Genomic DNA, 22,704 nt, shown 5'->3' on the forward strand with positions numbered 1-22,704 from the left:
GTGAATCGTTTCAAGAGCTACTATAGTAGCAGTCGTCCAGTTCGACATCGAGGTCGTGTGCTTCGAGGACATCTTCGAGGGTCGATTCGGCGTTGTCGTCGGGCTCGTCGTCGGGCTCGATCGGTTCACGGCCGTCGAAGGTCTCGTGGACCATCGCGACGCTGTCGGCGAGGACGTCAAGCCCGTAGCCCCCTTCGAGGATAAAAGCGAGCGCGGCGTCGGTCTCTTCCGCGAGGGTTCGAACCCGGTCGCTCAACAGGGCGTAGGCCTCCGTCGAGAGTCGGATCCGCGAGATGGGGTCGTGACGGTGGGCGTCAAAGCCCGCGCTGGTCAACAGGAGATCGGGATCGAAGTCGGTGAGCGCGGCGGCAATCGGGCCGTCGACGGCGGCGAGATACTCGCTGTCGTCGGTGCCGGCCGGCATCGGGATATTCATCGTCGTCCCCTCGCCGTCGCCCTCGCCGGTCTCGTCGATATCGCCGGTGCCCGGATAGAGCCCCTGTTCGTGCAGCGAGACGAAGAAGACGTCACCGCGGTCGTAGAAGATGTCCTGCGTGCCGTTGCCGTGGTGGACGTCCCAGTCGAGGATCGCGACCCGATCGACGTCGTAGGCGTCGTGATCGAGTGCGTGTTGGGCGGCGACGGCGACGTTGTTGACGAAACAAAACCCCATCGCGTTGTCGTAGACCGCGTGATGGCCCGGCGGACGGCCGATCGAGAAGGGTGTTTCGCGGCCCGTTGCGCCCTCGAGAGCCGTTTCGGCGGCCCAGCAAGCCAGCCCCGCACTTCGGGCGGCCGCGTCCCACGTTTCCTCGACGGCGGTGGTGTCGGGATCCCAGCTGCCGCCGCCGTCGGCACAGAACTCCCGGACCGACTCGAGGTAGTCGCGCTCGTGGACGGTCGCCATCGCGTCGAGGTCGCAGGGGTCGGCCTCGACGTACTCGACGCCGTGTTTCTTCTGGAGCCGCTTGCGGATCGCCCGTAGCCGGTCCGGCGACTCGGGGTGGCGCGAACCGGGATCGTGTGCGAGACAGACCTCGCTGTAGCCGAACTGCATCTGCTCACTCGAACAACGAGAAGTAGGTCTCGATGTCGTCGTCGGTGATCGTTCGCCGGTCGGCGTGGCGTGCGAGGATCGCCGCCGCGCGGGCGACGTTGTCGGCGTAGTCCTCGAGGATGTCGGCCAGTGCCACCCGGGCGTCCATCGAGACGCGATATCGGTCGTCGATCTCGAGTCGCGCGATGCGGTCGACCGGTGCGACCGGCAACTCGAGGTCGTCCTTGTCGACGACCGTCCCGACGCCGAAGTCCTGGGCCATCAGCGTCTTGCGACCGTCCGCCGTCGCCTCCTCGGCGGCGTCGATCGCGAGGTCGCTCCCGTGTTCCTGGATCCGCGTTGCGAGTTCCTTCGACGCGTCGGCACTCACCCGAAGATCGCCCGCGTTCCGCCGGATGATCGTATCCACCGGGGCGAACGGGAGTTCGACGTTCATATAATCATAGGCGAAGCTAACTCCCTTAACGCTTTTCCTAGGCGGCCGATGAGGTTGCTCGCGACCTCAGAACACGTCGTTTGCCTCGAGACGACCGTCGCGGACGACCCCTCGGGCGGTTACTTCTTCGCCGAGACCGACGTCGACGTCGGTCGCGACGCTCATCGTCGTCTCTCCATCGTCCAAAACGACCGGGCTGCCGGCCTGCACGACGACGCCCGTAAACTCGAGTTCTTCGCCGTCGGCCGGCTCGCCGGATTCGGCGGCAGCGCCGTCAGCGGCAGCGGTTTCGGCCGCCGAATCGCCGTCGCCGGTCGAGTCCGTCGTGCCGGTACCGTCGGCCGCGCTCCCGTCGCCGGCGAACGCGGACAGGCCGGCGTTCTCGTCGCTCGAGCTGTCAGCACCCCCCTCGCCGGCCGCCCCCGAGTCGGACTCGAGGACCGTCACCGTCGACTGCCAGCCCGCGGAGGCCTCGAGGTCGTCCTGCCAGCCGTCCTGGATCTCGACGTCGCCGAGCGCGACCTCGTCGCCGGGCCCGATATCGATGTCGGCTTTCTCGCCCCACAGCGCCACGCGGATGTCGTCCGTCGCGTCCTGGACGCGGATGTTGCGAACCTGACCCTCCGAGCCGTCGTCGCGGTCGAAGGTCCGCTTGGGGTCCGCCGAACGGACGACGCCCGCGAGGTCGACCGTCTGGTCGATCTCGACGTCTTCGATCGGCGTACTCTCGGGGACGTATTCGACCTCCTCGTCGACTTCCTCGACCGCACCGCGGTTGCCGACGTGTAACTCGAGTTGGCCGTCGCGTTCCTTGACGTAGCCGTCGACGACCTCGACGGTCGTCCCGGCCTCGAGTTCGGTCGCGAGGTCGGCCCGTTCGTCCCACAGCGTGACGCGGATCCGGCCGGTCGAGTCCCCCAGCACGAGGTTCGAGACCTTCCCCTCGGAGCCGTCGTCGCGATCGAAGGTGCGGACGCTGTCGGTGTCGAGCAGCAGGCCGACGAGGTTGACGTTCGAGAGGCCGAGCGAGAGGTCCTCGATCGCGTAGGTGTCCGAGACCTGCACCTCGACCTCGGTGTCTTCGTCCGGTTCGACGTCGTCGACGCTGATCTCGACGCCCGAAAAGCCCTCCTTGGGGCGGCCCTTGATCCGGAGGACCTGTCCCTCCTCGAGTTCCCCGATCGCAGCTTCGGCGTGGTCGTCCCAGAAGGCGGCCCGCACCGAGCCGGTCTCGTCGGCGACCTCGACGTTGACGACCTGGCCGTCCTCGTCCTCGCCGTCACGTTCGAAGGTGCGCTTCTCACCGATCGAGATCACCTTGGCGACGAACTTCGCCTCCTCCATGCCGGGCTCGATGTCGGCGATTCCGCCGACCTCGCTCTCGCCGATCTCGTGAGCGATGAGCATCGCCGCCGTCTCCTCGTCCGCGAGCCCACCCATCTGCTCGACTTTCGCCTCGACGGCCTCGCGAAACTCCTCGAGGGAGACGTCGGCCTCGAGGTCCTCGTATACGCCCTCGATGTCGCTCATTCTATGCTCGTGCATGGGTAGCCCGCGCATAAGCGTTATCCATTCGGCGTCCGCTCCGACGAGAGCCGTCGGTCACAAATCCGGTTCCGTCGGGCGGTTTCGGCCGCGTCGAACCGCCGCAGTCGGCCGCTCGCTCGAGGGGATGCCAGTGGGGAGTCACGCCCTCGACTGGCCGCGGTTCTGTATTTAAATCTTCACGTCCAGACCGTGTGAATCAGGGACGACGACGGGTGCCTTTCGAAAGGGCTTTAATGTTCACCGGGGTATGAAGAGATGAGTCCTGATAGGGTAGTGGACTATCCTCTTGGCTTGCGGAGCCAGGGACCGGAGTTCAAATCTCCGTCAGGACGTTTCTCTTCAGCACAACACTGCGAGCGCAGCGAGCAGTCTGTGCTGAAGGAAACACCAACACGGAGATTTGAGCAGACGAGTCGCAGCCAGCGAGGGATCGAAGATTCCTCGAGCAGTCGGCGCGAAGCGCCGACGACCGGGAGCGAACGACGTGAGCGACCCGGAACGTCTCGGCGTGTTCAAATCTCCGTCAGGACGCTCACTTATCGCGAGTGCTTCACGTCGTTCAGCACTCGCTCTTGCGTTCGGTCCTGACGTGCCCAACGCTCACTTCGTTCGCGTTGGACTCCGTCAGGACGCATCTACCGACACCAAACCGTGAGCGAAGCGAGCGGCTGATGTCGATGAAACGTGTCCGCGGAAATTGGCGAATCAACTCGAGCGAACCGTCCGATAGCCGTCGACGGCTTCAGTCAGGACGTAGCCGACGATCATCACGCCGATAACGGCCCGTCCGATTGTCCTGAGTTCGATCGTTGCGATGGTCTGCTCACCGGTAACGGCGAGTGCAGCACCTGCGACGAGGAGGATGATGAGAACCGCGAGATATCGCCATCGTACAGACGGTGGCACGTCGCTGCCCCCGTTTCGGAGCGCGAGGTACAGATGGCCGCCGCCGAGTGCGATCCCGTAGAACACGAGCAACATTGCGATCTCCACCATGTCTGAGTTGAACTCGAGGACATACGCCACAAAACCAGCTACGAGTACCCCCACGAACGCCAGCAGTATGGCCCCGAGATAGACGACGACTTCGCGGCTGTTCATATTAGAACCGAGCGTGACAGCGAATATATGACTTTTGTCGGAGGTTTCTGCGAGGATAGCGGCCGCTCGAGTACAAAATTGGGTGAGAGGAGTAAGCCCCCTTCTGTTCGGCCCGGCATTCGGCTGAGCGTCCGCGCCGTCCGCGGCGGTGCCGCGGGGCGTTCGGGCTACCACGGCGCGGACTTGCACCGGTGAGGGTTCGCCGTTCCATCGGTCCTCGGCCGTCCGTGTGCGGTCGATCACGGCGAGCGTGACCCGCGGATTCGAACCACGGTTTGACGACCGCACGCGGCTCGCGGCGGTTGCCGCTCGCCGGTTCGGCGGCTCGCGCCGCCTCACGTTTCGCGGTCCGGAGGACCGCGCAACCCTCTGCGGGTCAACTCCCCTTCCTCTCGGTCGGGTTCGCACGCGTCATCGGTCGGGCCGAGACGTGTCGTTTCTGTTCCAGAGCCAGCGGTCTCCCGCTCCGGACTTGCGTCCGGTCACCTGCCCGAACAGGTGGGGGGACTTTCCTCGCGAGCGTTGCGCGTCCCGGAGGGACGGGCAACGTTATAGCGTGACACATCCCGAGGGGATGGCTCACGTGAGGTGGTCGTACCGTCGCCGGTGCGACCATCGCGGCGGCCGGGCTCTCTCTCCCACTCGACGTAGGCTCGTGGGGCGAATAAGTCCCTCGGTCGGGGACTCAAAAACCACCCAGCGACGAATGGAAGCGTTTTAGGACGACTATCCCCTTGTCCATCTGTATGTCCCAGCGACAGGGCGTCGACCTCTCCTACGAAGACGGGGCTCGCGCGGTCGAACTCGCGCGCGAATCCGTCGAATCTTACGTACAACACGGGCAACGAGAACAACCGGGCAGCATGCGCGAGGCCTTCTACGAGCGGACCGGCGCGTTCGTCCGCCTCGAGTCGACTCGCGGCCGGGGGAGCCTGCGGGGCTGTGCGGGGGGCTACCACTCGGACGACCAGCTCGGCCACGTCATCGTCGACGCGGCGATCGAGGCCGCCAGCGAGGACTCCTGTGGCTCCGAGGTCAGCCCCTCGGAGCTGCCGAACCTCACGGTGTCGGTCTGTACGGTCAAGAACGTCCTGCTGACGGACGATCCGCTGGCCGACCTCGAACTCGGTACCCACGGCGTCGCCATCGACGGCGGCGAGGGCGGCTGGCTCTACCCGACGGTGCCCGTCGAGAACGACTGGAGCGCTCGCGAGTACCTCGACCGCACGTGTCGGAAGGCGAAGCTCGCACCGGGGGCCTGGCAGAACGACGACGTCGTCGTGACGCTGTTCGAGGGCCAGGTCTTCCGCGAGCGCGAGGCCGACGGCAGCATCGAAGAGATATAGAGCCGCGTCGTTTTCCGACGATCGATCCGTCTCGAACGCGAAGCGACGGCTGTCGCCCGGAACTACTCCTCGAGTGCCGGGTCGAAGTCGACGGCAGCGGCGTCCGCCAGACAGCGATCGGTCGCCGCCTCGAGGTCGAACTCCCGGACGACCTCGCCGTCCCGGAGTAGCGGCTCGAGCAGCGACTCGCCCTCGTCGGGGCCGTCGCGGTCGGCCAGTGCGACGTGGTGGCCGCCGTCAGCGGTCCGATAGACGTCCTTGACCCCCGAGAGCTTGCCCCGTTTGGAGATCGGGTCGCCCTCTATTTCGACGATGTCGAGGCTGAAATCGACCGAATCGGCGCCCGTGATGTGGCTGCCGACGCCGAAGCCGTCGGCGACGGTACGTAGATCGCGGATCGTGTCGGGTGTGAGCCCGCCGCTACAGAAGATGTCGACGTCCTCGTGGCCGCGGGCGTCGAGTTCCCAGCGGACCTCGCGGATGATGTGTCGGAAGTCGCCCCGTCGGGATCCGGTGGTGTCGATCCGGACGCCGTCGAGATCGTCGCCGAGCGTCTCGGCGGCCAGCAGGCTCTCGCTTTTCTCGTCCCAGAAGGTGTCGACCAGCGCGATGCGGGGCACGTCCGCGCCGACGGCCTCGTCGAAGGCGGTCCAGGCGTCGGCCTGGTTGCCCTCGCCGAAACAGAACATGAGCGCGTGGGGCATCGTGCCGCCGGCCTCCCGGTCCAGGATCTCGCCGGCCGCGACGTGGGAGAAGCCGTCCAGTCCGGCCAGCAGCGCGGCCCGCTCGACCGTCGACGCGATCGAGGGGTGGACGTGGCGCGCACCGAACGAGAGGACGAGCGACTCCGGCGCGGCCAGCCGCGCCTCGAGCGCGGCCGTCGCGAAGCCGCTGGGCTGTGAGCAGAATCCGAGCAGCGAGGTCTCGAGTTCGGCGAACTCGAGGTAGGGACCTTCGATCCGGCAGACGGGGCCGCCGTCGAACAGCTGGCCGTCGGGGAGCGCGTCGACGTCGACGTCGCGACCCTCGAACAGCGTCGCGACGTCTTTCACACCGGTGAAGACGTCGAACTCGCCGGTCGGAAACTGGTCGGCGGTGACTTCGGCGACGACGTGTGGGTTCTTGTCCGCGTGTTCGAGCGTCGCTCGCGTGCGCTCGAAGTAAGCGTCGGTGGCCTCCCCCTCGAGAATCGCCTCGGGGAGAACGGTTCCGAACGGATTTGACATATCGTCGGTTTCCCGCGGGAGACAAAAAAGCTGCCCGTCTACGGCGCCGCGACGGGGTCCGGCGTCACCGGTGTCGGGGCCGGCGGGCCGGCCGACAGCGGTCGGCTCGCCCCCTCGAGCGCCGCCGGTGGCTCACGTGCGTCCGCCTCCGCGGGACGGATCGCCGCGAGGGCGTCGACGGTCGGCGCGCCGACGATCTCGACGCGATCACCGGTGACGGTAACGCGATACGTGCCGGCGAACGACTCGCCGTCGGGAATGCGGTAGACGCCCTCACCCGCGGCTCGGATTCGTTCGGCTCCCCGGTTCTCGAGGAGTCGCCGATAGGCGTCGGCGAACTCGCGCGCGTCGGCCGAATCCTCCCACGCGAGTCGCCAGACGTGCCCGGTCCGGTCGGTGCCGTCGGTCGCCCGGTACACCTGTAACCCGTCGCCGGCCCAGCCCGCGGTGGCCGGATGGGTGTAATTGTACGGCGATAGCGCGCCCGCACCGCGGGTGAGCGGCCGGTCGACGACGCCGTTTTCCCACAGCGTCGCGAACAGCGTCGCCTCGCCGATCGTCTCCGTCCGCGGTTCGCCGCCGTCCGTGACGGGCTCCCAGCCGTCGCTCGAGCGGTCTCCCAACTCGACGGCGACCGGCTCGGTCTCGGGATACCGCTCGGGGTGAAGCAACTGTGCGGTACTCCGGGGCGGGTCGTCGTGGGCGCGATCGATCGCGTCCCAGCCGCCCCGATCGTGGAGATCGGCGGCGAACGGCGGTCCCGCGGCGTAGGGGGCGTAGATCGAGAGGAAGAGCCCGGCGGTGAACGACCGCTGGGTGAGCGCCTCGCCGCTGGCCGCCGGCGGCTGTGGATCCGGCAGACACTGCCACTCCCCGCTACAGCGGCGATCGTACCGAGTGGGGACGTACCCCGCCTCCCCCTCGAGCAGGCCGTTCTCGGCGCGCAGACCGTCGATCGTCTCGCTCTCGCGACCGATGCCGAAGTGCTGATCCTGGAGGGCGTGGGTCAGTTCGTGGACCAGCGTCCGCCGATCGATCCGGACCTCGTCGGTGTCGTCGGCGATGATAACGATCCGATCGTTCACGTAGTAGCCCTGAATCGAATCGGCGTAGAGGTCGTCGAACACCCGGTCGACGTCGGTCCCGCCGTCGACGAGGAAGGCACCGCGCCAGACCTCGTTCCGGAACGCCGAGCCGTTCCCGCGGCTCGCCGCCCGTTGCGCGCGGTACTCGTCCCGGGAGACGATCTCGATGTCGACGTCGCGTTCGTACTTGAGCCCGCGGACGACCTCGATCCGGGCCATCGAGCGGTACGTGACGGCCTCGAGTTGGGACTCGGTGAGGCCGTCGCCGGTCTCGAACGCGAAGACGTCGTCGTGGGCGTAGCCGTCGACGTAGCCGAGGTCGCGGTCGGTGTCGAACCCGTCGGACGCGCCGGGCGCGGCACAGCCCGAGAGGACGACGAGCGCGAGGACGGCGAACAGCCGCACTCGAGGCATTGGGTAGCTATTCGGCGACGCGATCAAAGAGCCATCGGTCGGGCAACCGGATCGGTACTCGCGCGAAGGTCAGTTCCGTCCGCGGCCGGCGGCGACGCGGGCGACGACCGCCGCCAGCGCGAGCGCGATCGCCGCGACCCCGACGCCGAAGCCGGGAACGGTCTCGGCTCCCTCCTCGAGGGTCAGCAGTTCGCCGTCGCCCTTCGGCGCGGCACCGGCCTCGACGTTCGGCAGTTCCGCGACCGACGGCGCGCGGACGATCGTCACCGTGGTCCCGTTTCGCTCGAGGTAGTACGCGCCGGCGTAGCCGCCGTCCTCGATGACGGCGGTGTCCTGGCGACCATCGACTGATTCCGCGCCGTGGGTCGCGAGCAACTGCCCGTAGGCGTCGACGAACTGTTCGGTGTCGTCGGCCGTGTCCCACTGCGTTCGCCACACGTAGCCGGCGTCGCCGGCCGCTCCGGGGCCGCTGCCGGCGTCGGCGTCGTCGTTCGTGTAGACGACCAGTTGGTCGCCGGCCCAGCCGTCGGTGGCTGGCTGGTCGTAGTCGTACTCCCCGAGGTCGGCGCCGAAGAAGTCCTCGGCGCTGATCACCGACTCGCGGTTCCGGTCGACCGCGCCGGCGGCGAACATCGCGACCACCCCCGCCTCGCCGACGGTGTCGTTTGCCACCTCGCCGTCGACCTGGAGCTGTCGCCAGTCCTCGCTCGAGCGGTCCGGCACCGGGACGGTCGCCGGCTCGCGCTCGGTTCCGGGGTTGATCACCGCCGACGTGGTCGTCGGCGGGTCGTCGTAGGCGGCGTTGACCGCGGACCAGCCCGGCCCCTGCTCGCGCAGGTGGTCGACGTAGGCGGGCCCGTCGCTGTAGGGCTGGTAGATGCTGAAGTAGATCCCCCAGTTGACGTCGCCGACGTCGCCCTGCCCGTCGCTACCGCTGGGCGTGAGACAGTCCCAGTCGGTACCACACCGGCGCTCGTACTCGTTTTCGACCCAGCTGGCGTCGCCCTCGACGAGACCGTTTTTCGCGGTTTCGCTGTCCTGGGTCGTTCCCTCGAGCGACTCGAGGTCGAACCGCTGATCCTGGAGGGCGTGGACGAGTTCGTGACCGAGCGTGAGTTCGTCCAGTTCGGGCGTCTCGGGGTTGTCCGAGACGATGACGATCTCGTCGGTTTCGGGATCGTAGTAGCCGGCGACGGCACCGCCGTAGACCGACCGCATCGAGTCGATCGCGTCGGTGTCACGGTCGACCATGAACAGCGCCTCGTACCCGACGTTCCCCTCGAGACGGTCGGCATCGGTGACGTTGGTAAACCGCTCCTCGTTGGTGTCCCGGTACTCCGAGCGGGAGACGACGTCGACGTCGACGCCCTCCTCGAAGGTCAGGTTCCGGATCTTTTCGACGCGGGCCATCGACCGGTAGACGACGGCGTCGAGTTCGGACTCGTCGACGACGGCGTCACCGCGGTCGTCGACCGGCAGCTCGTCGTCGTACCAGTAGCCCTCGACGTAGCCGACGGTGTCCTCGGTCGAGGGGTCGGCGGGACGATCGGTTTGCGTTCCCGTCGCCGCGCTCGAGGCGGCGAGCGACTCGGCGGCGGGCGAGGCGTCGATCGCTGTACTCGAGTCGGCGGTCGGGGCCGTCGCCACGACCGGTCCGGCGATCCCGCCGGTTACCAACACTGCGGCGAGGACGACTGCGAAGAGGGCGACGGACGAACGGGCGGAGGTCGATCTCATACGATGTGATAGGTATCCGTTGGAACAGGAATGTAAAAAGGACAATGGTTACGCCGCATGCCCCACCCGCGGCGAGCGACAGTCGGACGAATCGCCGTCCGTCTCATACGGTTTGCTGTGCCGACGTCCCGGTGGGACTACAGAGCGGTCGCGGTTCCACCGGCACTGACCGACAGCGGTCCGTCTGACGGGAGACCTCGCAGTCGGTATCGAGCGGGGCGAATCCGACCGACTGCCGCACTGGCGATCGCGGTCGACGACCCCCTCGAGACCGGCACGAACGTTTTCACGATCCCGCACGTACCGTCGGCATAGCCATGCAACTCGAGCCGAATCGCACGGCAGTCGTGGTCGTCGACATGCAAAACGGGTTCTGTCATCCGGACGGCTCGCTGTACGCGCCGGGCAGCGAGGCGGTCATCGAGCCGATCGCCGATCTCCTCGAGCGCGCCCGCGAGGCCGGGACGCAGGTGATCTTCACCCGCGACGTCCACCCGCCGGAGCAGTTCGACGACGCCCACTACTACGACGAGTTCGACCAGTGGGGCGAACACGTCCTCGAGGGCACCTGGGAGGCAGAGATCGTCGACGAACTGACCGTCGAAGACGGGGATCACGTGATCGAGAAACATACCTACGACGCCTTTTACAACACCGAACTCGAGGGGTGGCTGAACGCCCGCGGGATCGGCGATCTGGTGATCTGTGGCACGCTCGCGAACGTCTGTGTCCTCCACACCGGCGGTAGCGCAGGGCTGCGGGACTTCCGGCCGATCATGCTCGAGGACTGCATCGGCGCGATCGAAGACGGCCACCGCGAGTACGCGCTGGATCACGCCGCGTGGCTGTTCGGCGAGGTCGAGCCGAGCGCGGAGATCGCGTTCGCGTGATCGTCCGTCGACGGCTGCTCGCCCGGGCCCTCGCCTTTTCACGGCCGTCGGTCCAAGGGACACCCATGAGAGACGCGCGATCGCGACTCGACGGCGGGTCGAACGGTCCGCCCCTCGAGTCGGCGACGGACGGTGATGGCACGTGAACCGGCGGCGACTGCGCCCGCTGTATCTGATCGGCATCGCGCTCAACGCCGTCGCGTTCACCTACGCCGTGACGAACGGCACGTGGCTGTACGCCGGCGCGTTCGCCGTCGTCGCGGGTTATCTCGTCGTTCGGCTGCGGATGGTATCCGCCGACGGCTGATACGGTCTCCCGTCCGTCGTTGTCGGTGGGACCGCGAGCCGCTCTGAGTCCCACCGGGATCGGGATAGTACACCGTACGAGTCCGCTGCACCGCCGAGAGCCGAGGACCCGCTCATCGCTCCCGGCGAGAACGCGACCGTCCTCGAGCGGACGGAGATCGGCCGCCGGCCGCCGATCCGAAGCTGTTTCCCACAGTCGGTCGAACGCACGGGCATGTGCGGAATTCGATCGGCGCTCGCGACGACCGCGGGCCGCTCGAGCGGCGGGTCGACGGCGGGGGGAGCAGCCGAATGAACGAACGGCGGTTACTGCCGGTGTACCTGCTCGGTGCGGCGGGCAGCGCGTACGCCTTCTGGTACTACGTCTCGGCGAGTGCGGTCCTGCCGGCGCTCGCCTTCGGGCTCGTGACCGTCGCGTTCGTCGCCCGACTGCGGATACTGACCGCCGACTCGTAGGCGCGCCGATCGGCAGTCGGATCGGAAAGAGCGAGAGAACAGCCGACGGTCGAAACCGGGATCAGTCGCTCCGGAACACCCGGTACGCGCCCTGCCCGATCGCGACCTCGTGGGCTTCCCCGTCGGGCGTCGTACTCTCGACGACGATCTCGCTGACCCCGACGCTGCCGCCGACACGGACGACGTCCGCCGTCGCCACGAGATCCCCCGTCGCCGGCCGGAGGTAGTTGAGGTTCAGGTTGATCGTCGCGATCCGCGCGCCGAAGGGGTCGTCCATGGCCGTCCGCAGGCAGAGCCCGCCGACGGTGTCGATCAGCGTCGCGGCGACGCCGCCGTGCATGTCCGCCCGTTCGTCGTCGGCGGCGTTGGGCCGCGTGTTCGTCAGTTTCTCGTCGTAAGGGATCGACATCGTCATCGTCCCGTCGCCGACGTGGTCGATGCTCGTCCCGAGCCACGAGAGGAACTCCTGGTTCTCGTCGAGGAAGTACTGCAGCATGCTCTCCCGGTCGTCGAACTCCTCGAGCATGTCCTCCGTCGGCGCGTCTTCGGTCATGACCGTCCGTCGCTCGGCGACGCTCTTGACAGCTACGTTTCCAGGCCGCCCCGTTGTCCGCCGTTGATTCGTGGGCCGGTGATCGGAGACGGCCGCCGATCAGCACTCGGCACTCGAGCGGACCCGCACCCGAACGTCCGCACCGACCGCGAGGGGGAAGTCGGGACGGATCAACTTCGCGCCGAACGCGCCGTCGCGGGCACAGAACAGCGACAGCCCGGCGATCGGCTCGTCGTTTACCGTGACGGTCACGTCGTCCCACGCGATCGTCCGGCCGGTCGCGACGCCGAGTCGGTCGCCGTTCAGCGAGACGACGGTTTCGGTCGGCTCGTCGACCTCGAGGGACTCGCCGTGCTCGAGCAGTCCGCCGCCGTCGTAGTGTGGAAGTCCGCCGTCGAGGACGCCGCCATCGTCGGCCTGGACGCCGGCGAATTCCGCGCCGGGGTTCGGATGCACCGGCGAATCGAGGATCGCGTAGGTCGCCCCTGTCGAGACGACCCGGCCGGTGCCGTCCCACTCGAGCGGCCGGACCGATACCCCGAGTTCGATCGGGAGCGACCCCGACGCCCGGTAGGGGTTCTGGTCCGGCCCACGGAACCCGACGTGCAGGTGATTGTCGACCCACGGTGCGAAAAAGCCCGCGCGGACGAGCCGTCCCAGCGAGTCGCCCCGCTCGACGCGATCGCCGGCCGCGACGGCGGGCTCGACGTGGAGGATTCGAACCGTGAGGCCGGCCAGCGGGCTCGAGGCCGCGGGCTCGAGCAGGATCAGGTGGTCGTGGTCGGGCGCGTAGGGTTTCGGCGGTGCGCGGACGGTGCGGGTCTCCCGGACGGTGCCGGCGATCGGGCTCGGCGCGGCGGTCGTCCGCCCGTCGGAACGCGTCCCGGGATAGCAATCGATCGCACAGCCGCCGTCGTGGGCGGGGTACGGCGAGTTGTACAGCGAGACGCGCTCGTACTGGTTCAGGACTGCTGCGGGGAGCGTGACGACCATCGATCGTCCGACGCTGGGTGGCGTGACCGTTTAGACCCACCGAGTCGAACGACCGGTATGCGCGTGCTTCGCGGACGGGCCGACTCGATCGACGCCGATCGCGACGCGACCCGGCGACTGCTCGCGAGCGCCGCCGACGACGAACCCGCCGTCCGGGTCTGGGTTCCCCACCGACAGGTCGCGTTCGGTCGTCGGGACGCCGAACGCGAGGGCTACGACCGCGCCCGGGAGGCGGCCGACGACCGGGGCTTCCCGCCGATCGAGCGGTCGGTCGGCGGGCGGGCGGTCGCCTACGACGGCGAGACGACGCTGGCTTTCGCCCGCGCGGAGCCGGTCGAGGAGTATCGGCGGGGGACGACCGACCGCTACGAGCGCGCCACGGCCGCCGTCGAGCGCGCGCTCGAGGGGCTGGGCTGTGACGCGGTCAGGGGCGAGCCCGACGACGCGTTCTGTCCCGGGACCCACTCGCTGTCGGCCGCGGACGGGACCGAGGGCGGGCGACGGAAACTCGTCGGGATCGCCCAGCGGGTCCGGCAGGACGCCGCGCTCGTCGCGGGCGTCGTCCTCGTCGCGAACCGGTCGGCGCTCGCGGACGTTCTCGAAGGCGTCTACGACGCCCTCGACCTCTCGCTCGAGCCGGCGTCGGTCGGTACCGTCACGGGGGCGGGCGGGCCGGCCGATCCCGGCCCCGTTCGGGCGGCGCTCGAGGACGCGCTGGTCGGCGATGCGACTGTCGGTTCGGTCGACGACGTGCAGTCCGGACCGTGACGGAGCGAGTCGACCGTCCGCGTCTGGCTACGGTTTCAGCGGGAGGACCCCCCGACCGTCGTTTCGCATGAACTCGCGGTTCCGGTCGGGCCAGGCCAGCAGCCGTTCCCTGAGAGGGTCCCCGTCGGCCGTCTTCGGGTCGGGGCCGCCGAGTTTCGCGAGCAGCGTCAGGACGGCCCAGCCGCCGTAGCCGACCACGACCGTCACGCCGGTCAGGACGACGATCGAGACGCCGAGTTCGGCCAGTCGTCTCGGAAACGGTTTGCGCTCGTTTCCCGAGTCATCACGGGCGGACATACGCGTCGGTTCGACGCGCCGGTTCGTAATAATTCCCCGATCGACACGACGGCTGCCGAAGTGAGGTAACGTTTTTCGTCTCCGTGTCGTTTCCCCAGGCATGACGACACGAACGCGACCGGAGGGGCGGCGATGACGGCGGACGGCTCGGAGTCGGCCGGCGGATCGGCGGGGACGGACGCCGCCTGGGACGACCTCCTCGAGGACGCGGCCGAAATCGCCGAGGAGTACCGCGAGGAAGGGTGGGACGCCGTCGTCCTCGAACCGGCCGACGTCTCGCCGGTCGAGAGCGACGACCGAACCGGACTCGACGTCGCGGTCTCGCAGTCGGCGTACGAACTCGTCGAGGGCCTGATCGAGGACGGCGACGTGACGATTGCCGCGGCCGACGTCTACTACCGGCCCCTCGAGGAGGGGGACGGCGACCGGCGGGTGGCGCTCGCGGTCGAACGCGACGAGGAGACCGAGACGGCCGTCCTCGTCCCGCTGGTTTACGATATCACGGCGTGTCGGTCCGTCTTCGAAACCGCGCTGCTCGAGGCGGAACTGCTGGTTCACGTGGCGGCCGACCCCGTCGCGGGCCGGGTGACCTTCTCCCACGACGATCCCTCGCTCTTTCTCGAGGAGTCGGACGTACAGGCCTGGAGCGAGGAGTAAGCGGGCGTCAGGTTCCGGTTCGGAAGGAGAGATCCAGCGACGGCGCCGAGTGAGTCAGCGACCCCATCGAGATCACGTCGACGCCGGTGGCGGCGTAGTCGGGCACGTCCGCGACGGTGATCCCGCCGCTGGCCTCGGCCAGCACGCCGTCGTAGTCGGCGAGTTCCGCGACCGCGTCCCGCGTCCGGTCGGGCGTCATGTTGTCCAGCAGGACGATATCGGCACCCGCTGCGGCCGCACGCGGGGCGTCCGCGACGCGCTCGACCTCCACGTCGAGTTTCGTCGCGAACGACGTTCGCTCCTCGAAGTGAGCGATCGCTTCTTCGAGGCCAAGCTCGGCGACGTGGTTGTCCTTGACCATGACCATGTGGGAGAGATCGAGCCGGTGGGTGTCGCCGCCGCCCGCGACGACCGCCCGTTTCTCGACCCCGCGGAGGCCGGGGGTAGTCTTGCGGGTCGCGGCGACGGCGACGTCGTCGGCTTCCGACCGCGCGGCGGTGACTGCCTCGCGCGTCCGCGTCGCGATCCCCGACGCGTGGCCCGCGAGGTTCACGGCGACGCGTTCCCCCCGCAACACGTCCCGTGCCGGTCCGTCGACCCGGCAGAGTTCGTCGCCGGGTTCGATCTCGGTTCCGTCCTCGAGGCGGTCGGTCACGGTCACGTCGAGGTAGTCGAATACGGCTTCGGCGGCCTCGAGGCCGGCGGCAACGCCCGACTCCTTCGCGACGAGTCGCCCGGTCGTCTCGCCGGGGACACGATTGGTCACGTCGTGGTGGCCCACGTCCTCGCGGAGCCAGCGTTCGACCTGCGCGTCGGTGATCATACGGGAGTCTGTGAGCGCCCGGCAAAAAAGCGATCCGCTCGGCGCGATTCGGACTCGAGACCGACCGGTTCGCCGCGATCCACTGACTACTCGGGGAGCCGGCCCGTCCGCTCGAGGGCGACGAGGGCCGCGATCGTGGCGGCGAGAACGAGCGCCGCGGCGGCGAAGACGGCGTCGTAGGTGTACCCCCGCTCGATGAACAGCCCCAGCGCGGACGAGCCGAGTGCCTGCGTGAGCATCCACGCGGAACTGAACACGGCGTAGGCGCTACCGCGCGCGGAGTCGGGGAGCGTGTCGAGGAGATACGTGTCCGTGGCCGGGAACAGCGTGTGGATGACGAACCCGATGACCGCCGAGAGCGCGACCAGCACGACCAGTCCGTCGACGGCGGTGAGCGCGAGCAGGCAGGCGGCGAAGGCACCGACGATCCCGAGCAGGAACGGGACCTTCGGGAGCCGGTCGGCCAGGTCGCCGCCGAAGAAGAACGCGGGCACCCCGGCGGCGAAGACGACCGTGAGCATCGTCCCCGCGGCGCGGTCGGAGAGCCCCTTCGACTGCATGTAGAGTTCGTAGAAGTTGAACACGCCCTGCCAGACGAACGACGCAGCGCCGACGATGGCAAGCGCCGTCACGATGATCCGCCACTCCGAGAGCGCGCCGGCGACGAAGTCGCGGTCGTCCCGTCCCGCCGCCGGCATCTCGGTCCCGCTCGCGGCGTACCACGCGTAGACCGTGACGACCGCCGCGCCAACGGCGATCGCCCACAGCGAGAGCCGCCAGTCGACGAGAACGGCGAGCGCGACGAACGGGGCGGCGACCACCGCGGCGAGCTGGCTGGCGGCCCCGTGGATACCCATGACGCGGCCGATCCGCGTGGGGTACAGCTCGCTCAACAGCGGGTTCGCCGAGACGAAGTACACCCCGGAGGCGATCCCCATGAGGAACGCGCCGATCATGAGGTGACGGACCGTCGTCGCGGTCGCGGCGAGTCCGGACGAGACCGCGAGGATCGTCCCGGCGGCGATCACGACGTGGTGTCGCGGGACCTTCGTGAGCAGCCACCCGGTGGGCAGTCGGGGCGAGGCGCTCCCGACCCACGCGAGCGTCACGATGAGGCCGGCCGTCGCCTCGCCGATCGCGAACTCACCGATGAACACGTCGAGCAGCGGTGCGAAGACGATTCTGGCGAGGTTGACGAAGAAGACGAGTCCACAGAGGGAGGCGAAGAGTCGAGCGCGGGCCACGCTCGACATTCTCCACAGGTGATTTCAAGGGTTCCGAAAGCGGAACGGGCACTGGTAGCAGTGGCCGTCCGACTCGTCGACGACGGCCGCCGGTGGTCGACCCGTGCGACCCCTCGTCCGGTCAGGCTCGAGGCGGTCGCTCCTCGTCGACGACGTAGTGACAGCCGACCGACTCTGTGTTCTCGCTCGCCGCGCGCGCGATCAACAGCGCGACGACGCTTGCGTTGCGCAGTTCGTAGAGGCTGCGTGTCGTCCGGGTGCGGACGTAGGCGTCGACCTCGCCCTTGAGCCGCCGGAGGACGGCGCTCGCGCGGGCGATCTCCGCGGGGTCGCGCTCGAGGCCGAGGTACTCGTCCATCGTCCGCGTGAGTCGAGTGAACTTCTCGGCGGCGAACCGGTCGGGCAGGTCGGGATCGCGGTTCCGGAGTTCGGGCGCCTCGACGGGCTCCGGATCGAATCCGGTCGCATCTTCACCCGCACGCAATCCCCAGACGAGCCCCTCGAGCAGGCTCGTACTGGCCAGCCGGTTCGCGCCGTGAACGCCGGTACGGGCACACTCCCCGGCGGCGTAGAGCCGGTCGAGCGACGTGCGGCCGCGGTCGTCGACGGCGATCCCGCCACACAGGAAGTGTTCGCAGGGCGCGACGGGGATCTCGTCGCCCTCGATGCCCCGATTCCGGCACTTCTCGGCGATGGCGGGATACTCCGCCTCGAACTCGAGGGGGCTCACGTCGAGGACGACCGCGCCGGTTTCCTCGCGTTCCGTTTCGACGGCGCGAGCGACGACGTCTCTGGGTGCGAGATCGCCCTGCGGGTGGTAGTCCTCCATGAACCGCTCGCCACCGGAAGACTCCGTCTTCCGAGCCTCCGAGTCGAAAGACTCGGAGACACCGCCGTTGCGAAGCACTGCGCCCTCGCCGCGCAGGGCTTCCGAGAGCAGGAAGGGGTCGTCGCCGTCGTACGCCGTCGGGTGGAACTGGACGTACTCCATGTCCTCGACGTCGGCCCCCGCGAGGGCGGCCATGGCGATCCCGTCGCCGGTCGCGCCCTCGGGATTCGTCGATCGGCCGTAGAGCGCGCCGATCCCGCCCGTCGCCAGCACCGTCGCGCCGGCGTAGATCGGGTGTCCCTCGGGTTCCGCGTCGCTTACCACGCCGTGAATTCGGCCCTCGGCGGTGATCAACTCGAGCGCCGCCGTGTCCTGGCGGACCTCGATGCGCTCGTGATCGTCGATATAGTTGAGGAACGGCCGCAGGATATGCGTGCCGGTGGCGGCGTCGACGTGGAGGATGCGGTACTCGGAGTGGGCCGCCTCGCGCGTGTAGTCGAAGCCGCCGTCCTCGCCCTCGTCGAAGTCGACCTCGAGAGTGTCGACGAGGACGTCCTCGACGGCGTCGGCCGCGTTCTCGACGAGCGTGTCGACGGCGTCGGGATCGGCGGTGCCGTCGCTGGCGTCGATGATATCGTCCTTGAGCGAGTCGGGATCGCCACGGGTCGTGGAAATTCCCCCTTGCGCCCAGTCGGTGCTGGCGTCGTCGGGTTCGGTCGCTTTCGTCAGGAGCAGTACGTCCGCGCCCTCCCGGGCGGCCGACAGGGCGGCCGCACAGCCCGCGATGCCGCTGCCGACGACGAGGACGTCCGTGACCTCGCCGTCGGTCGTCGCCGTGCTGGTGTCCGTTTCGGTCATCTCAGATCTCGAGCATGCGGTCGAGCGCCACTTCCGCGAGTTCCTTCTCCTCGGGGGCGACCTCGATCACGTTGTGTTCCCGGCCTCGAGCGAGCTCCTCGAGGACCCAGGTGAGGTAGTTCGGATCGATCTGGCGCATGGCGTTGCAGTCCATGCAGGCGTCGCCACAGAGCGGGAGGACGTTCACCTCGGGGTGCCAGCGCTGGAGGTGGTTCGTGAGGTGGATCTCGGTGCCGATGGCCCACGTCTCGCCGGGGTCGGCGTTTTCGACGGTCTCGCAGATCGTACTCGTCGAGCCGACTCGATCGGCGGCCTCGACGACCTCGCGGCGACACTCGGGATGGACGACGACCTTCGCGTCGGGGTGATCCGCGCGGATCTCGGCGATGTGGTCGGCGGTGAACCGCTCGTGGACCTGACAGTAGCCGTCCCAGAGGACGATGTCGCTCTCCGCGACCTCGTCGGCGTCTTTCCCCGCTGGATCCCAGGGGTCCCACTCGGCGATCTCGTCTTCCATGCCCAGCCGGTGGGCCGTGTTCTCCCCGAGGTGTTTGTCTGGCAGGAACAGGACCTTGTCGCCCCTGTCGAAGGCGTACTCGAAGGCCTCGTGGGCGTTCGAGGAGGTGCAGACGAGCCCGCCCTGGCTCGCACAGAAGGCCTTCAGGTCCGCGTAGGAGTTCATGTAGGTGATCGGGATGATCTCCTCGTCGGGCGCGGCCGCCGTGATCTCGGCCCACGCGCTGTCGACCTGCAGGGCCTCGGCCATTCCCGCCATCGGACAGGAGGCCTCCATGCTCGGAAGGATCACGGACTGGTCGTCGTCCGTGATGATGTCCGCGCTCTCGGCCATGAACGTCACGCCGCCGAAGATCACGTACTCGGCGTCCGCGTTCGCCGCTTCTTTCGAGAGTTGGTAGGAGTCCCCGATGAAGTCGGCGTGTTCGACGATCTCGCGTCGCTGGTAGTTGTGCCCCAGAATCACGACGTCGTCGCCCAACTCGGAAAGCGCCGCCTCGATCCGGTCCGTTCGTTCCGACTCCGACAACTCCCGATACTGGGGCGGCAACTGCTCCAGATTGTCGTATTTGAACAAACTCAGGTCAGTTTCCAGCTCCGCCGTTTCCATGTTAGCCATCCTGGGTCACCTGTGAGTAACGACAACTCAGAGGGCATTATTGAATAACTTTTTCCTTCGATATGGCGTTCCGAGGGAATACCATCGGCTGGTGGAACGATCGAAAACGAGCCGTCGGTTGTTCAGCGGTACCGATCGGTGCGAGTTCGAGACAGTCCGCGATCCGGACACTGGAGCCTTTTCGCTCGCCGTCGTAGCGACGGTATGGCACTCGAGGACGCCTTCGCGGACTTCACGCGACGGGACTGGGAGCGCGAGGCGGCGACGGGCGCGGTTCGACTCGCCGTCGTCGGGGTCGGCGGCTTCGCACGCCGGCGCGCGCTGCCGGCGATCGCCGAGGGAACGTACTGCGAGACGACGACGCTGGTGACGAGTTCCCCCGACGACGCCAGCGACGTCGCCGAGACCTACGACGTCGAGGCCGTCGTCGACTACGACGCCTTCCTCGCGGGCGAGGACGCGGCCGCCTACGACGCCGTCTACGTCGCGACCCCGAACGCGACCCACGGACGGTACGCGATCGCAGCGGCCGACCGCGGCAAGCACGTCATCTGCGAGAAGCCCCTCGAGACGACCGTCGACCGCGCCCGCGAGGTCGTCGACACCTGTGCCGACACCGGCGTGACCCTGATGACGGCCTACCGGCTCCAGACCGAGCCGACGGTTCGGCGCACGCGGGATCTCGTCCGCGAGCGCGCCATCGGCGACGTCGTCCAGCTCCACGGCTGCTTCTCCAACCCGCTGCTCGAGACCGCGGGGCCCGAGACGTGGCGGCTCGATCCCGACCTCGCCGGCGGCGGCGCGCTGGTCGATCTCGGGGTCTATCCGCTCAACACGATCCGGTTCCTGCTCGATCGCGAGCCGACGGGCGTGTACGCGACCACGCACTCGAGCGGCGACCCCTTCGCGGCCGTCGACGAACACGTCGCCGTTCAGCTCGAGTTCGACACGGACGCGACGGCCTCGTGTACCGCCAGTTTCGACGCCCACGCCACCAGCCGGCTCGAGCTGATCGGCACCGACGGGACGGTCAACATCGAGTCGCCGTTCGGCGGCGTCGTCCCACAGGAGATGGTCGTCGAGAGCGGGGACGTCTGCATGGAGTACACCGGCCCCTCGGTCGACGAGGTCCGCGAGGAGTTCGACTACTTCGGCTACTGCGTGCTGACCGGTACCGCTCCCGAACCCGACGGCGCGGACGGGCTGGCGGACCTGCGCGTCATCGAGGCCGCCTACGAATCGGCCGAGACCGGGTGTCGAGTGGGGCTCGAGTAGCGGACCGACGACGGACGTCCGTCGCCGGTCCGAGATAGCGGTCCTCGCGGTCGCTGGTCAGCGTCGACCGCCGGATCGCGCGACCGCTCGAGTCGCGGGAGGTCCGTCCCGCCCTCGAGCCGTCTACAGCCGGTCGGGCGCGAGTTCCCGAATCGTCGCCTCGGCGACGTCGTCGGAAGCGGGCTCGGGGACGACGACGATCGGGTGGTCGATCCCGGTCTCGGCGACCAGGTCCCGGAGTCGCTCGCGAGCCGTCTCGGGGGTGCCGGCCACCCCCAGCTCCGAAAGCATCGCGTCGGTCACTGCGGCCGACGCCGCGCTCTTCTCGCCCGCCCGCCAGGCCTCGGCGACCCGGTCAGCCTCGTCGGGGAACGCGGTCGCGACCGCCCGGCGGTACCCCTCACCGCTGCCGACGTAGTAGGCGACGTGTCGGCGCAGCGTCTCGCGAGCCTCGTCGGGGTCGTCGCTGACCGCCGACGGCACGTACGGCGCGATCTCGATCGCGTCGGGATCGCGATCGCGCTCCCGCGCGGCCGCCGCGACCTCCTCGAAGGCCGTTTCGAGCCGCGAGAACGGGACGTTGTGCGGGATCCAGCCGTCGGCGAGTCGGCCGACGACCCGGCGGTTGGCCGGGCCGAGCCCGGCGTGGTAGATCGGGACCGAGACCTCGATCGACGGGAACGCCGACGACTCGAGCAGTTCGCCCTCGTAGTCGACCGGATCGCCGGTGCCCGCGGTCAGTTCGCGGACCAGTTCGATCGTCTCGTGGGCGCGTCGCACCGGTCGGTCGAACGCCATGCCGTGGAGTCCCTCGACGGCGGCCGCGGTACTCGTTCCGAGGCCGAGCGTGAACCGACCGTCCGAGACGTCCTGGAGCGAGGCGGCGGTCATCGCGAGGACGGCCGGCGTCCGCGAGTAGACGTTCACGATCGCGGTCCCGACGTCGATCTCGTCGGTCCGACAGGCGATCTCGGTCGCCTGCACGACGCTGCTTGTCCCCCAGAGTTCGCCGAGCCAGACGGCGTCGTACCCGCTGTCCTCCGCGCGGACGGCCACGTCCGCGAGATCGGTGTCACCGAAGTCCGTCACCATGAGTCCGACGTCCATGCTCCCGTCCTTTCCCTCCAGCGACAAAAATCGACCCCCTCGAGCGGTCCCGCGGGTCGGCGGTGCGGGACCCGACTCGCCCGCGACTGCGACGCCGTCAGTCGCCGAAACTGCAACCGAGCGCAACGTTGACCCGGCTCCGCGTTGACCGCCCGGTATGATCGATCGCGAAGGCCGCGTTCTCTTCGGCTCGCTGCTGGTGTTCGTCCTCGCGGTCGCCGTCTCGGTCGTCCTCGAGGGGCAGTTCGGCACCTCGCTTCGTGACGGGCCGGTGATCGCGGTACTGCTGTTCGCCGGCGTCGCCGTCGCCGTCCCGCAGCTGTATCTCGCGGTCACCGATACGGCGATCAGCCCCCGAAGCAGGCTCCGGTTCGCCGCGCTCGCGACGGCCGTGTTCGCGGTCTCGTTCGCCGCCGAGGCCGAGGGGCTCCGGGAACTCGTCATCGCCACGATCGGGACCGGCGCGCTGTTGGCGCTGGTCTGTTACGAGGGGGTCGCGGGGTATCGCGCCGCTGGCGGCGACCTCTCGCTCGATCTCGGCTCCGACTGAAGCCGCGGCCAAT

At 68.5% G+C, this 22,704-nt stretch carries 23 protein-coding genes, 1 tRNA gene and 1 other RNA gene; 9 read left to right on the forward strand and 16 right to left on the reverse strand.

Going from position 1 to position 22,704, the window contains the following annotated elements:
* Positions 1-10: 10 nt before the first annotated feature.
* The 3 genes from A6E15_RS14325 to A6E15_RS14335 all read right to left on the reverse strand — a co-directional run bounded on the left by A6E15_RS14325 (position 11) and on the right by A6E15_RS14335 (position 3,023).
* Positions 11-1,057, reverse strand: a complete 1,047-nt coding sequence (locus A6E15_RS14325) for a histone deacetylase family protein (RefSeq protein ID WP_076147166.1) — start codon at positions 1,055-1,057, stop codon at positions 11-13.
* A 4-nt stretch (positions 1,058-1,061) separates the two neighbouring features.
* The gene (locus tag A6E15_RS14330; RefSeq protein WP_066299865.1) at positions 1,062-1,493 is read right to left on the reverse strand and encodes a histone family protein; all 432 of its coding nucleotides are present in this window, start codon (positions 1,491-1,493) and stop codon (positions 1,062-1,064) included.
* A 66-nt stretch (positions 1,494-1,559) separates the two neighbouring features.
* Positions 1,560-3,023, reverse strand: a complete 1,464-nt coding sequence (locus A6E15_RS14335) for a single-stranded DNA binding protein (RefSeq protein ID WP_076147168.1) — start codon at positions 3,021-3,023, stop codon at positions 1,560-1,562.
* Positions 3,024-3,300: 277 nt separating this feature from the next.
* Here A6E15_RS14335 and A6E15_RS14340 point away from each other — a divergent pair.
* Positions 3,301-3,373 (forward strand) — tRNA-Arg (locus A6E15_RS14340).
* A gap of 373 nt (positions 3,374-3,746) precedes the next feature.
* Here A6E15_RS14340 and A6E15_RS14345 read toward each other — a convergent pair.
* Both A6E15_RS14345 and rnpB read right to left on the reverse strand, forming a co-directional pair.
* The gene (locus A6E15_RS14345) at positions 3,747-4,142 is read right to left on the reverse strand and encodes a hypothetical protein (RefSeq protein WP_076148375.1); all 396 of its coding nucleotides are present in this window, start codon (positions 4,140-4,142) and stop codon (positions 3,747-3,749) included.
* An 80-nt stretch (positions 4,143-4,222) separates the two neighbouring features.
* Positions 4,223-4,710, reverse strand: an RNA gene (gene rnpB / locus A6E15_RS14350) — RNase P RNA component.
* A 178-nt stretch (positions 4,711-4,888) separates the two neighbouring features.
* Here rnpB and A6E15_RS14355 point away from each other — a divergent pair.
* The gene (locus A6E15_RS14355; RefSeq protein WP_066299859.1) at positions 4,889-5,488 is read left to right on the forward strand and encodes a TIGR00296 family protein; all 600 of its coding nucleotides are present in this window, start codon (positions 4,889-4,891) and stop codon (positions 5,486-5,488) included.
* Positions 5,489-5,550: 62 nt separating this feature from the next.
* Here A6E15_RS14355 and A6E15_RS14360 read toward each other — a convergent pair whose 3' ends face one another.
* The 3 genes from A6E15_RS14360 to A6E15_RS14370 form a co-directional block, all read right to left on the reverse strand.
* Positions 5,551-6,714 (reverse strand): nicotinate phosphoribosyltransferase, encoded by a 1,164-nt coding sequence (locus A6E15_RS14360; protein WP_076147169.1) that lies wholly within the window; start codon positions 6,712-6,714, stop codon positions 5,551-5,553.
* Positions 6,715-6,752: 38 nt separating this feature from the next.
* Positions 6,753-8,213, reverse strand: a complete 1,461-nt coding sequence (locus A6E15_RS14365; protein WP_076147171.1) for an Hvo_1808 family surface protein — start codon at positions 8,211-8,213, stop codon at positions 6,753-6,755.
* A gap of 69 nt (positions 8,214-8,282) precedes the next feature.
* Positions 8,283-9,950, reverse strand: a complete 1,668-nt coding sequence (locus A6E15_RS14370; RefSeq protein WP_076147172.1) for an Hvo_1808 family surface protein — start codon at positions 9,948-9,950, stop codon at positions 8,283-8,285.
* A gap of 317 nt (positions 9,951-10,267) precedes the next feature.
* Between A6E15_RS14370 and A6E15_RS14375 the strand changes: the two genes are divergently transcribed.
* From A6E15_RS14375 to A6E15_RS14380, 3 genes are all read left to right on the forward strand, one after another.
* Complete coding sequence (locus A6E15_RS14375) at positions 10,268-10,840, forward strand: cysteine hydrolase family protein (protein ID WP_076147174.1); 573 nt, start codon at positions 10,268-10,270, stop codon at positions 10,838-10,840.
* Between the two features lie 142 nt (positions 10,841-10,982).
* On the forward strand, positions 10,983-11,147 hold the full coding sequence (locus tag A6E15_RS21065; protein WP_175607271.1) for a hypothetical protein: 165 nt from the start codon (positions 10,983-10,985) through the stop codon (positions 11,145-11,147).
* A 215-nt stretch (positions 11,148-11,362) separates the two neighbouring features.
* Positions 11,363-11,602 carry a hypothetical protein gene (locus A6E15_RS14380; RefSeq protein WP_076147176.1) on the forward strand — a complete coding sequence of 80 codons (240 nt, stop codon included), beginning with the start codon at positions 11,363-11,365 and terminating at the stop codon, positions 11,600-11,602.
* A 61-nt stretch (positions 11,603-11,663) separates the two neighbouring features.
* On the opposite strand, the gene A6E15_RS14385 is transcribed toward A6E15_RS14380, so the two are convergent.
* A complete protein-coding gene (locus A6E15_RS14385; RefSeq protein ID WP_076147178.1) occupies positions 11,664-12,155 on the reverse strand; it encodes a PaaI family thioesterase in 492 nt (163 codons plus the stop codon).
* Between the two features lie 99 nt (positions 12,156-12,254).
* The gene (locus A6E15_RS14390) at positions 12,255-13,148 is read right to left on the reverse strand and encodes a hypothetical protein (protein ID WP_076147180.1); all 894 of its coding nucleotides are present in this window, start codon (positions 13,146-13,148) and stop codon (positions 12,255-12,257) included.
* Positions 13,149-13,205: 57 nt separating this feature from the next.
* On the opposite strand from A6E15_RS14390, the gene A6E15_RS14395 reads away from it, so the two are divergent.
* The gene (locus A6E15_RS14395) at positions 13,206-13,916 is read left to right on the forward strand and encodes a lipoyl protein ligase domain-containing protein (RefSeq protein WP_076147182.1); all 711 of its coding nucleotides are present in this window, start codon (positions 13,206-13,208) and stop codon (positions 13,914-13,916) included.
* Positions 13,917-13,943: 27 nt separating this feature from the next.
* Here the strand turns inward: A6E15_RS14395 and A6E15_RS14400 are convergent, their stop codons facing one another.
* Positions 13,944-14,213 (reverse strand): hypothetical protein, encoded by a 270-nt coding sequence (locus tag A6E15_RS14400; RefSeq protein WP_076147184.1) that lies wholly within the window; start codon positions 14,211-14,213, stop codon positions 13,944-13,946.
* A gap of 132 nt (positions 14,214-14,345) precedes the next feature.
* On the opposite strand from A6E15_RS14400, the gene A6E15_RS14405 reads away from it, so the two are divergent.
* Complete coding sequence (locus tag A6E15_RS14405; protein WP_076147186.1) at positions 14,346-14,870, forward strand: DUF7529 family protein; 525 nt, start codon at positions 14,346-14,348, stop codon at positions 14,868-14,870.
* A gap of 7 nt (positions 14,871-14,877) precedes the next feature.
* Here A6E15_RS14405 and nadC read toward each other — a convergent pair whose 3' ends face one another.
* The 4 genes from nadC to nadA form a co-directional block, all read right to left on the reverse strand.
* A complete protein-coding gene (gene nadC / locus A6E15_RS14410) occupies positions 14,878-15,693 on the reverse strand; it encodes a carboxylating nicotinate-nucleotide diphosphorylase (protein ID WP_076147188.1) in 816 nt (271 codons plus the stop codon).
* A gap of 86 nt (positions 15,694-15,779) precedes the next feature.
* A complete protein-coding gene (locus A6E15_RS14415; protein ID WP_076148377.1) occupies positions 15,780-16,937 on the reverse strand; it encodes an MFS transporter in 1,158 nt (385 codons plus the stop codon).
* Positions 16,938-17,058: 121 nt separating this feature from the next.
* Entirely contained in the window at positions 17,059-18,624 is a 1,566-nt protein-coding gene (locus A6E15_RS14420; protein ID WP_076147190.1) for an L-aspartate oxidase, read from the reverse strand.
* 1 nt (position 18,625) lies between these two features.
* Positions 18,626-19,759 carry a quinolinate synthase NadA gene (nadA, locus tag A6E15_RS14425; RefSeq protein WP_076147192.1) on the reverse strand — a complete coding sequence of 378 codons (1,134 nt, stop codon included), beginning with the start codon at positions 19,757-19,759 and terminating at the stop codon, positions 18,626-18,628.
* Between the two features lie 204 nt (positions 19,760-19,963).
* Here nadA and gfo6 point away from each other — a divergent pair, with 204 nt between their 5' ends.
* Positions 19,964-21,034: a D-xylose 1-dehydrogenase Gfo6 gene (gfo6, locus tag A6E15_RS14430; RefSeq protein ID WP_076147194.1), complete on the forward strand. Its 1,071-nt coding sequence runs from the start codon at positions 19,964-19,966 to the stop codon at positions 21,032-21,034.
* A gap of 123 nt (positions 21,035-21,157) precedes the next feature.
* Here the strand turns inward: gfo6 and A6E15_RS14435 are convergent, their stop codons facing one another.
* Positions 21,158-22,141 (reverse strand): LLM class flavin-dependent oxidoreductase, encoded by a 984-nt coding sequence (locus tag A6E15_RS14435; RefSeq protein WP_076147196.1) that lies wholly within the window; start codon positions 22,139-22,141, stop codon positions 21,158-21,160.
* A 157-nt stretch (positions 22,142-22,298) separates the two neighbouring features.
* Here A6E15_RS14435 and A6E15_RS14440 point away from each other — a divergent pair, with 157 nt between their 5' ends.
* Entirely contained in the window at positions 22,299-22,691 is a 393-nt protein-coding gene (locus A6E15_RS14440) for a hypothetical protein (RefSeq protein WP_076147198.1), read from the forward strand.
* Positions 22,692-22,704 lie beyond the last annotated feature (13 nt).

Origin of the sequence: Natrinema saccharevitans (assembly GCF_001953745.1) — an archaeon.
Lineage (GTDB): Archaea > Halobacteriota > Halobacteria > Halobacteriales > Natrialbaceae > Natrinema > Natrinema saccharevitans.